This window comes from Shewanella youngdeokensis, assembly GCF_033180165.1.
Lineage (GTDB): Bacteria > Pseudomonadota > Gammaproteobacteria > Enterobacterales > Shewanellaceae > Shewanella > Shewanella youngdeokensis.
On the sequence record NZ_CP136522.1, the window covers coordinates 4,294,094 to 4,305,000 of the forward strand.

Consider the following 10,907-nt stretch of genomic DNA (forward strand, 5'->3'; position numbering starts at 1 on the left):
TGTATTTATCCCGTCTTCGCCACGGATGGTAGGAAACGGGAGTTATACATGGATGTATTTATCCCAACTTAGCCACCCATGGTAGTAAACTGGAAAATACACCTGGCATTAACGCCATTGCGACGATAAAAGAGAAACCGACTAACCTTGGGTTTCAGACTTTTTATCACGACTGAGCAGCTCTTTGGCTGCATCATGCGGCGCTTTACCTTGGTACAATACTTGGTATACCTGCTCAGTGATTGGCATTTCAACGCCTAATCGTTTAGCCAGCGTGTAAACTTCTTTAGTATTGCGGTAACCTTCTACAACCTGACCAATCTCTTTTTGCGCCGCTTCAACACCACAGCCTTTGCCGAGTGCTAAACCAAAACGACGGTTACGAGATTGATTGTCAGTACAAGTTAAGACTAAATCGCCTAAACCAGCCATCCCCATGAAGGTCGATGCTTGCGCACCAATTGCTTCACCAAGACGTGTTAATTCGACTAAACCACGAGTGATTAACGCGGTGCGCGCATTGGCACCAAAACCAATACCGTCAGAAAGTCCGGCACCAATCGCAATCACATTTTTTACCGCACCACCTAATTGGAGGCCGGTGAAGTCATTATTGGCATATACACGTAAGCGCTTAGGGCTATGCAATAATTCAACTAAATCTTCAGTAAATTCGGGGTCAGTTCCAGCGATGGCGATGGCGGTAGGCATTCCTGCGGCAAGCTCTTTAGCAAACGTAGGGCCAGATAAAACCGCAAGAGGGAAATCGTCACCGAGAACCTCACGCGCGACATCTTGTAACAGCCGACCGGTTTCAGGCTCTAAACCTTTGGTCGCCCACACAATACGTGCGTCTTCGCGTAAAAGTGGTTTTGCTTGTGCTAATACCATCCCAAAGACATGACTTGGCACAACAACTAAAATATTGTTGGAAGCAGCTAATGCTGTTGCTAAATCAGCTTCTGGAATCAGAAGATCGGGAAGCGGAATACCAGGTAAAAACTCTTGGTTGCTCTTGTCGTTCTTCAGATTTTCTATGTGCTCGGGTTCATGGCCCCAAAGCAAGGTTCTGTGGCCATTACTCGCTAAAGAAATGGCAAGGGCGGTGCCATAAGAGCCCGCCCCCAGTACCGTAATGTCGGCAGTGTTTTCCATGCGATTAAGCGTTTGCTTCTTCTGCAGGTGCTTCAGCGGCAGCAGCTTGACGCTGTTGAACATACTGAGCAAATAGTGCATCAAAGTTTACTGGAGCAAGGTTTAATTGTGGGAAAGTACCACGGCTAACTAGGCTAGCAATTGCTTCGCGTGCATATGGGAAAAGTACGTTAGGGCAGTAAGCACCTAAAGAGTGAGCTAGTTGCTGTTCAGTTAGGCCTGTAATTGAGAAGATACCCGCTTGTTGAACTTCACAAAGGAACGCTGTTTCTTCGCCAATTTTAGCTGTAACAGTTAGTGATAGAACAACTTCATATACGTCGTCAGTCAATTTATTGCTACGAGTATCAAGGTCTAGTTTAACTTCTGGAGTCCATTCTTTTTGAAAAATAGCTGGGCTATTTGGCGTTTCAAAAGAGATATCTTTAGTGAAGATACGTTGGATGTTGAATTGTGGACCTTGTTGTTCGTTGTTAGCTACTTCAGCCATGATTTTCTACCTTAAAATATTAGTGAGGCTACTTAAAAAAGAGCCAGTCTCAGGGTTTGCCTAACATGAGAAATATCTCACTTAGCTGTCCCAGTATTAGATTTATTTAGTCAACAGACGCTTTTCTTGGAGGGGAACCCCTCGATCCAATGCCGGTAACCATTAACGTTAAGTCGCGACAATTTAATCAACTACTTAACAACAATGCAATGACAGCACCGACACTTCTATCTTTTACTTTTTAAAACGGGCAAATTATTTGACTGCCACTCACCCATACCACCTTTCAGGTTATTCACGTCTTCAAAACCATGTTTAACCATCAATTGAGCCGCTTGAGAAGAAGTCATTCCAGCGTTGCATACCATTATAATGGGACTGGCTTTTGCGTTTTCAAGGGCGCCAAGCTGATTATTTTTTATATCAGCTAAAGGAACGTTAACTGCACCCGCAATATGTGCTTTTTTGAACTCTTCTTTACCGCGAACATCAACAACTTTAGCGTCTTGCTTGTTTATAAGTAAGGTCGCTTCATGGTGGTTAACATTTTTAACTTTTGACAAGCTAGACTTAAATACCATCACAATAAGTGCTACAAATAAACCGACCCAAGCTAAACTTAACATCGGGTTTGCTTTAAAAAATTCCATATATTCTTGCATGCTGTACTGCCTACTTTTTATTGGCCCAAATATAATGAGGCACAGAGTATACCATTGCGCTGACAGAATGTTAGTACCGCAACACGCTAGTCGACTGACTTTGGCCATGACGATAAACAATAGACAACTTCAAACACTGTAAATATCTTTATGCCAAGTAGTAATTGGTAGTAATATTTAGCCAATTAATTATTTAAACTTATTTTAAAACTCAAAGGGACTACCATGACGACTCGTAAGCGCCCACTGGCTCTACTTATCCTCGATGGCTGGGGCTACCGTGAAAACACGCATAACAATGCGGTTTACCATGCCAACACTCCAGTTCTTGATAAGCTCAATTCTGAAAAACCAAATAGTTTAATATCGGGTTCTGGTATTGATGTTGGATTACCAGATGGTCAAATGGGTAATTCAGAGGTTGGCCACATTAACATTGGTTCAGGTCGTGTTGTCTATCAAGAACTCACCCGTGTTAGTAAAGCAATTGAGGACGGTGAGTTTGATACCAACCCTACGTTGGTCGCTGCAGTTGATGGTGCCATTAAGGCCGGCGGTGCAGTTCACATTATGGGATTACTGTCTCCAGGTGGCGTCCATAGTCATCAAGACCACATAGAAGCAATGTGCAAATTAGCAGTTAAACGCGGCGCAACTAAGGTTTATTTGCATGCATTTCTAGACGGCCGCGATACCCCACCACGGAGCGCAAAAGCCGGTTTAGCCCATTTTGATGAACTATTTAAAACCTTAGGCACCGGCCAAGTCGCATCCCTTATTGGCCGTTATTTCGCCATGGATCGCGACAACCGCTGGGAGCGAGTATCTCAAGCCTATGAACTTATCACCGAAGGGAAAGGCTTACACCAGGCAGTTAATGCTGTTGCCGGTATCGAAGCTGCATATCAACGCGGTGAAAACGACGAATTTGTTAGCAGCACAGCCATTCCTGACGCCCAAGGAAACACCGCAAAACTGACGGATGATGACGCCCTAATTTTCATGAATTTCCGAGCCGACCGCGCTCGCCAAATTACCCGAAGTTTTGTCAATGACGACTTTGATGGTTTTGATCGCGCTGTAACCCCCAAAGCACGCTTTGTTATGTTAACCGAATACGCTGCAAACATTGACGCCGCAATTGCTTACCCTAAAACAGATCTTAGCAACACCTTAGGGGAAACTTTACAAAAGCAGAGCATGACACAACTGCGTATATCAGAAACGGAAAAATATGCGCATGTCACTTTCTTCTTTAACGGTGGTAAAGAAGAACCTTTTCAAGGTGAAGACCGCATATTAATCGAGTCGCCAAAAGTCGCCACCTATGACTTGCAGCCAGAAATGAGCTCAACAGAACTAACCGATAAACTAGTTGAAGCTATAGAATCGACTCAATACGACGTTATTATTTGTAACTACCCTAATGGTGACATGGTTGGTCATACTGGTAACTTTGACGCAGCGATAAAAGCCTGTGAAGCTGTCGACAGCTGTATCGGCCGAGTAGTAACAGCGCTAGAAAATGTAGGCGGCGAGTGTTTAATAACAGCTGATCATGGCAACGCTGAACAGATGACTGACGAATCAACCGGGCAAGCACACACTGCGCACACCAGTGAGTTAGTCCCCTTAATATATGTCGGACGTGATGCTGACATAGAAAAAGGCGGACGTTTGAGTGATTTAGCGCCAACTATGTTAACCTTGATGGGACGAGAAGTGCCTATAGAAATGACAGGCCGAGCGCTGATTAAACTCAAAGAGTAACGCTAACACGTGAATATACGACTTTTGATTAAAGCCAGCATTATTGCTGGCTTTCTACCACTTTCAATATCAGCTGATGCAACCGATCTTGAGCGCCGCCAATCTGAGCTTAAATCAATACAGTCTCAGATAAACCAACAGCAATCGACCGTAAAAAACACAACAAAACAAAGAGAAAGCTTAATATCTTTACTAAAAAAAGATGAACAAGCCATTGCGGCTTCGGCCAAAAAAGTCAATTCAACCAAACAGCAATTATCAAAAATTGACAAAGCAATAGCGGCTCTTGATAAAAAGTTTGCCACTTTAGATAAACTAAAAAAACTTCAACAGAAAACATTATCAAATCAACTAGCTAGCGCTTACCTAGCTGGTAATCATGATTACAGCAAAATGCTGCTAAATCAGCAGTCTCCAGCCAGCATAGAGCGGTTACTGGCATATTATCAATATTTAAACGACGCTCGAATTGCTTCAATAAAACAACTAAAAACAACTATCGTCGAGCTAGATGAAATAAAGCTGCAACAAAAAAGGAACCAAACAAGACTTAATAAGTTAGTCCTTGAGCAACAGCAACAAGCTAAAGATTTAAGCCAAGAACAATCTCAACGTCAGCAAACGTTAGCCCAACTACAAAAAACACTCAGTAACAGTGGCGCCAAGCTTGAACAGCTACAAATAGAACAGGCCAGCCTTAAAAGAGTAATTGAACAGGCACTACTTGCCAGTAATAACAATCCCAGTCTTGATGGCTTATCAAGTAGAAATAAGCTGAAATGGCCGACAAAAGGACGAATAAAATCCAGCTTTGGTAGCAGGCGTTCAGGACAAGTAAAGTGGAAAGGGGTAACCATTGCAGCCTCTGAAGGTCAAAGTATCGAAGCGATTGCTAGTGGCAAAGTCATTTATGCCGATTGGTTACGGGGCTTTGGGATGGTTCTTGTAGTCGATCACGGTAAAGGATATATGAGTTTATATGGCCACGCACAAACCCTTTTAAAAGCGGCTGGCGATACGGTAAACAAAAGAGAATCGATAGCATTAGTCGGTCGTTCAGGTGGACAGACCGAGTCTGGCCTATACTTTGAAGTAAGACATAAGGGGCAAGCCGTCGATCCTGCTAGATATTGTAAGCGGTAGGTTTAGTAACCCCATAATATAAAAGGGGTTAACATGTCAGGCATAATCCGCAACCTTAGTTTTGCTATAGCAGGCTTAATACTCGGCCTATCGGCTACATTATTCGGTCAAGAGCATACCCAGCAATATAAAACACAACTCAACTATCCATTATTACTCGATGTTATCGACACTATCGAAACCTACTATGTCAAAAAATTCACTGAGCAAGAGCTTATTGAGGCAGCTATTGAAGGGATTTTTACCAAGCTTGACCCTTACTCTAGCTTTCTCGATAAAAATGAATTTACCAACATAAGGGAAAGTAACAATGGTGAGTATTTTGGCTTTGGTGTAGAGATAGCCACAGATAACGACCAAATTACTATTGTAACTCCCTTTCCCCAATCTCCAGCAGAAAAAGCCGGCATAATGCCAGGCGATAAAGTACTAAAACTAAATAATGAATTAGTGACTGCTGACAAGCTTGAAAATCTACTCGCAAAAATAAAGCAATTTAGTTACAACAATCAAGAGATAGAGCTTGAACTCGCGCGAGCAAATTCAGAACTGACATATAGCGTCACTATTAGCCCAAGTGTCATAGTTATCGATTCTGTCGAAGCGCAGATGTTAGATCACCAAATTGGTTACATTCGTTTATCTAGCTTCCAAGATAATTCAACACAAGAGCTAATTAAACAGCTCGCCTTATGGCAAAAAACGCCTTTGAATGGGTTAATTTTAGACCTAAGAAACAACCCTGGAGGCTTGCTTGACCAAGCTATACAGATTGCAGACATCTTTTTAGAAAAGGGTCGAATAGTAGCAACCAAGGGGAGATTTTTTGATGCTAATTCAGACTATTACGCCTCACCACAAACGATGGTAACAAGTGTCCCTATGTTGGTATTAATCAATAAAGGATCGGCATCAGCATCCGAAGTGCTCGCGGCAGCACTTCAGGAAAATGGTAGGGCAAAATTAATAGGGCAAACAAGCTTTGGTAAGGGTTCTGTTCAAAGCCTAATCCCCTCACTTTCAAATGGTAATGCCATCAAACTCACAATTGCAAAATACACTACGCCAAATGGCACAGATATACACGAAAAAGGTATCGAACCCGACATAAAAATAGCATTAGAAGCTGTAACAAATGAGCAAACTATGTCTATAATAAATACAAATTCATTTCGAGGTTCTATTGCTAATGACAAGCACGTTAACTCAGCAATTGCCTGGATTAAAACAGAAAAATAATTAAAACTGTGCGCTTTCTACTTATTTGTTTTCTACTCTTTAGCCCTATTTCTTTCGCGGCAAAAATTGCCATCATTATTGACGATATTGGATATCGCCAATCAGACAAAGCTGTACTCGCATTGCCCGCGAACGTGACCCTTTCGGTACTACCGCTTACCCCGCTAGGAAAAACTGTTGCAACACAGGCGTACAAACAAGGTAATGAAATTTTAGTCCATTTACCTATGCAGGCGTTAAATGGCAAAACCATTGGTCCAGGTGCATTAACAAGCGAAATGTCAGAAGTAGAATTTAAACAGCAACTAGCAGCAGCCATTGATAGCGTACCTTTTGCAGTAGGTGCAAATAATCACATGGGGAGCCACCTTACACAATTGACCGAGCCTATGGGTTGGGTAATGGATACATTATTAGAGCGGGATATTTTCTTTATAGACAGTGTTACCACTAAATACACTCAAGCAGGGAAAGTGGCTAAGAAAGTAGGTGTACCATTACTAAAGCGGACTATATTTCTTGATAATGACAGATCGCAAACTGGTTTAGATAATCAATTTAAAAAAGCGATAGCCCTTGCTCAACAACACAATAATATTGTTGTAATCGGGCACCCTTACCCAGAAACATTAGCATTTCTAAGTCGTAACCTGCATCGCTTATCTGAGCTTAATATTGCTGTTGTGCCCCCATCAAAACTATTGCCATTTAACATTGCAAATCAAACGCCGGACACAAAGGGGACTACTGCAAGATTGAAATAGATAAATCTGGTAATAATGATTTTAACTCATGATTATTACTAATGATCATATCGAGAGTATAGCCATCAAGCACAGCTAAATAGGCATTAACCGCCTCACCTAAAACACCTTTTAATTTACAGGCTGGAGTAAAACGACAGCATGGTTTACTGCAATCTATCGGAGACAGCGAGTTTTCAAGCGCACGAACGACTTCGCCAATATTGATTTCATTAGCATTTCTTGCCAACTTAAAGCCACCGCTCTTACCTCTTACCGTTTGTAAGTAACCTAACTTCCCTAAATGATGAACCACTTTTGATATATGGTTAGCTGATAGGTCAAAAACTTCCGTCACTTCAGAAATACGAAACAATGACTCGCGTTCAGGGTGTAGCGCAAGATACATTAATGTTCTTAATCCAAAATCCGTGTAACGAGTTAACTGCATTATTCCGATCCATATATAAATGTATTAATGTTCATACTCAGCTGCTTGTAGCCTGCTCCATAGAGCTAATCAGCCATAAAGCCTCTTGAGAATTAGCACCACAAACATCTGCTGTAGCAATAAATTGCCCACAAACTTCAGGCCTTTCTGGCTGACCAAAAAGCTTACACAAATTGCCATCGTTCAATTGAACACATCTTACCCCAGCAGGCTTACCATTTGGCATACCCGGTATTGGAGTCGTTATTGATGGTGCGATACAGCAAGCACCACAACCTAATCGACAATTCATCTAGAAACCTTAAGTAGTGAAGTTCATTATACCGTTACTGAGCAAAAAAGAGACGAAGAACATCACATCCCGCTATGAGCATTTCAGTACATTAACAGAACCGTGATCAATGCATACAAAATCAATTATCGCAGCATCTGTGTTATTGGTACATTAAACACGCCTTTAGGCAATAACTCCCCTAATCAACGCATTATCTGAAGTGATACATTCCAGCTGTACACAAAAAGAAATTAACAAAGTACAAAATTCAAACACGAAAAAGCCCTAGCATTTCTGCTAGGGCTTATCGTAATGTTGGCGGAGTGGACGGGACTCGAACCCGCGACCCCCGGCGTGACAGGCCGGTATTCTAACCAACTGAACTACCACTCCTTTAGCAAATTGCTTACGCATTATGCTAAATTCTTTTAAAGTCGCTAGCTTGTCAAAGGCTAGTAGACTTGCTTCACTCTCCAAAAAGAGAAAAGCTAAATTAGCGCCTGGAAATGACCTACTCTCACATGGGGAAACCCCACACTACCATCGGCGATACTGCGTTTCACTTCTGAGTTCGGAATGGGATCAGGTGGTACCACAGCTCTATGGTCTCCAGACAAATTGGGTAAATTTGAAAAGCTGTTACTCGCTTACGCAAGTAAACTGAAATCTATTATTGAGTCACACAACATTAAGTGCTTCTAATTCTGATATGTAAAAACATCAGTCTCATACAAAACCCATCAGGGTTGTATGGTTAAGCCTCACGAGTCATTAGTACAGGTTAGCTCAACGCCTCACAACGCTTACACACCCTGCCTATCAACGTCCTAGTCTCGAACGGCTCTTTAGAGGAATTAAATTCCTAGGGATGACTCATCTTAGGACTCGCTTCCCGCTTAGATGCTTTCAGCGGTTATCGATTCCGAACGTAGCTACCGGGCAATGCTATTGGCATAACAACCCGAACACCAGCGGTTCGTCCACTCCGGTCCTCTCGTACTAGGAGCAGCTTCCTTCAATCATCCAACGCCCACGGCAGATAGGGACCGAACTGTCTCACGACGTTCTGAACCCAGCTCGCGTACCACTTTAAATGGCGAACAGCCATACCCTTGGGACCGACTTCAGCCCCAGGATGTGATGAGCCGACATCGAGGTGCCAAACACCGCCGTCGATATGAACTCTTGGGCGGTATCAGCCTGTTATCCCCGGCGTACCTTTTATCCGTTGAGCGATGGCCCTTCCATTCAGAACCACCGGATCACTATGACCTACTTTCGTACCTGCTCGACGTGTATGTCTCGCAGTTAAGCTGGCTTATGCCATTGCACTAACCGTACGATGTCCGACCGTACTTAGCCAACCTTCGTGCTCCTCCGTTACTCTTTGGGAGGAGACCGCCCCAGTCAAACTACCCACCAGGCACTGTCCCGAACCCCGATTCAGGGGCCGCGGTTAGAACATCAAAACTACAAGGGTGGTATTTCAAGGACGACTCCACAACATCTAGCGACGTCGCTTCAAAGTCTCCCACCTATCCTACACATGTAGGTTCAATGTTCAGTGCCAAGCTATAGTAAAGGTGCACGGGGTCTTTCCGTCTAGCCGCGGGTATACGGCATCTTCACCGCAATTTCAACTTCACTGAGTCTCGGCTGGAGACAGCGTGGCCATCATTACGCCATTCGTGCAGGTCGGAACTTACCCGACAAGGAATTTCGCTACCTTAGGACCGTTATAGTTACGGCCGCCGTTTACCGGGGCTTCGATCATGAGCTTCTCCGAAGATAACCCAATCAATTAACCTTCCGGCACCGGGCAGGCGTCATACCGTATACTTCCTCTTGCGAGTTTGCACAGTACTGTGTTTTTGATAAACAGTTGCAGCCACCTGGTATCTGCGACTGCCAACAGCTTAGGGAGCAAGTCCCATCACCGTCGGCAGCGTACCTTCTCCCGAAGTTACGGTACCATTTTGCCTAGTTCCTTCAGCCGAGTTCTCTCAAGCGCCTTGGTATTCTCTACCCAACCACCTGTGTCGGTTTGGGGTACGATTCCTACTAACCTGAAGCTTAGAAGATTTTCCTGGAAGCATGGCATCAACTACTTCATCACCTTAGTGACTCGTCATCAGCTCTCAGCCTTAAGTAAACCCGGATTTGCCTAAGTTTACAGCCTACAACCTTAAACGCGGACAACCAACGCCGCGCTAGCCTAGCCTTCTCCGTCTCTCCATCGCAGTTAGCAGAAGTACAGGAATATTAACCTGTTTCCCATCGATTACGCCTTTCGGCCTCACCTTAGGGGTCGACTCACCCTGCCCTGATTAACATTGGACAGGAACCCTTGGTCTTTCGGCGAGGGAGTTTTTCACTCCCTTTATCGTTACTCATGTCAGCATTCGCACTTCTGATACCTCCAGTGTGGGTTACCCCTTCACCTTCAACGGCTTACAGAACGCTCCTCTACCGCTTGCTAGTAAACTAGCAAACCCATAGCTTCGGTGTATTGCTTAGCCCCGTTAAATCTTCCGCGCAGGCCGACTCGACTAGTGAGCTATTACGCTTTCTTTAAATGATGGCTGCTTCTAAGCCAACATCCTAGCTGTCTAAGCCTTCCCACATCGTTTCCCACTTAGCAATAACTTTGGGACCTTAGCTGATGGTCTGGGTTGTTTCCCTTTTCACGACGGACGTTAGCACCCGCCGTGTGTCTCCCGAGTAGTACTCATTGGTATTCGGAGTTTGCAAAGGGTTGGTAAGTCGGGATGACCCCCTAGCCTTAACAGTGCTCTACCCCCAATGGTATTCGCTCGAGGCGCTACCTAAATAGCTTTCGAGGAGAACCAGATATCTCCCGGTTTGATTGGCCTTTCACCCCCAGCCACAAGTCATCCGCTCATTTTTCAACATAAGTCGGTTCGGTCCTCCAGTTGATGTTACTCAACCTTCAACCTGCCCATGGCTAGATCACCGGGTT

General features: G+C 43.9%; 9 protein-coding genes, 1 tRNA gene and 2 rRNA genes (1 of these 12 cut by a window edge). 4 read left to right on the forward strand and 8 right to left on the reverse strand.

Annotated elements, in window-relative coordinates; all coding sequences use genetic code 11:
* Positions 1–141: 141 nt before the first annotated feature.
* From gpsA to RGE70_RS18355, 3 genes are all read right to left on the reverse strand, one after another.
* Entirely contained in the window at positions 142–1,155 is a 1,014-nt protein-coding gene (gene gpsA / locus RGE70_RS18345) for an NAD(P)H-dependent glycerol-3-phosphate dehydrogenase (RefSeq protein WP_310472836.1), read from the reverse strand.
* A gap of 4 nt (positions 1,156–1,159) precedes the next feature.
* Positions 1,160–1,645 (reverse strand): protein-export chaperone SecB, encoded by a 486-nt coding sequence (secB, locus tag RGE70_RS18350; RefSeq protein WP_310472837.1) that lies wholly within the window; start codon positions 1,643–1,645, stop codon positions 1,160–1,162.
* A 227-nt stretch (positions 1,646–1,872) separates the two neighbouring features.
* Positions 1,873–2,307 carry a rhodanese-like domain-containing protein gene (locus RGE70_RS18355; RefSeq protein WP_310472838.1) on the reverse strand — a complete coding sequence of 145 codons (435 nt, stop codon included), beginning with the start codon at positions 2,305–2,307 and terminating at the stop codon, positions 1,873–1,875.
* A gap of 225 nt (positions 2,308–2,532) precedes the next feature.
* On the opposite strand from RGE70_RS18355, the gene gpmM reads away from it, so the two are divergent.
* The 4 genes from gpmM to RGE70_RS18375 are packed head-to-tail and all read left to right on the forward strand — an operon-like array spanning position 2,533 to position 7,223.
* Positions 2,533–4,077: a 2,3-bisphosphoglycerate-independent phosphoglycerate mutase gene (gpmM, locus tag RGE70_RS18360; protein ID WP_310472839.1), complete on the forward strand. Its 1,545-nt coding sequence runs from the start codon at positions 2,533–2,535 to the stop codon at positions 4,075–4,077.
* A gap of 9 nt (positions 4,078–4,086) precedes the next feature.
* The gene (locus RGE70_RS18365; protein ID WP_310472840.1) at positions 4,087–5,220 is read left to right on the forward strand and encodes a murein hydrolase activator EnvC family protein; all 1,134 of its coding nucleotides are present in this window, start codon (positions 4,087–4,089) and stop codon (positions 5,218–5,220) included.
* A gap of 33 nt (positions 5,221–5,253) precedes the next feature.
* Positions 5,254–6,459, forward strand: a complete 1,206-nt coding sequence (locus RGE70_RS18370) for a S41 family peptidase (protein ID WP_310472841.1) — start codon at positions 5,254–5,256, stop codon at positions 6,457–6,459.
* 8 nt (positions 6,460–6,467) lie between these two features.
* Positions 6,468–7,223 (forward strand): divergent polysaccharide deacetylase family protein, encoded by a 756-nt coding sequence (locus RGE70_RS18375; RefSeq protein ID WP_310472842.1) that lies wholly within the window; start codon positions 6,468–6,470, stop codon positions 7,221–7,223.
* Here the strand turns inward: RGE70_RS18375 and RGE70_RS18380 are convergent.
* The 5 genes from RGE70_RS18380 to RGE70_RS18400 all read right to left on the reverse strand — a co-directional run.
* Positions 7,204–7,653, reverse strand: a complete 450-nt coding sequence (locus RGE70_RS18380) for an Rrf2 family transcriptional regulator (RefSeq protein ID WP_310472843.1) — start codon at positions 7,651–7,653, stop codon at positions 7,204–7,206. The two genes, RGE70_RS18375 and RGE70_RS18380, sit on opposite strands and share 20 nt — an antisense overlap.
* Positions 7,654–7,690: 37 nt before the next feature.
* On the reverse strand, positions 7,691–7,945 hold the full coding sequence (locus RGE70_RS18385; protein ID WP_310472844.1) for a YkgJ family cysteine cluster protein: 255 nt from the start codon (positions 7,943–7,945) through the stop codon (positions 7,691–7,693).
* A 298-nt stretch (positions 7,946–8,243) separates the two neighbouring features.
* Positions 8,244–8,320: transfer RNA gene (locus RGE70_RS18390), tRNA-Asp, on the reverse strand.
* 105 nt (positions 8,321–8,425) lie between these two features.
* Positions 8,426–8,541 (reverse strand): 5S ribosomal RNA (gene rrf / locus RGE70_RS18395).
* 136 nt (positions 8,542–8,677) lie between these two features.
* Positions 8,678–10,907 (reverse strand): 23S ribosomal RNA (locus RGE70_RS18400); it runs 665 nt beyond the window's last position.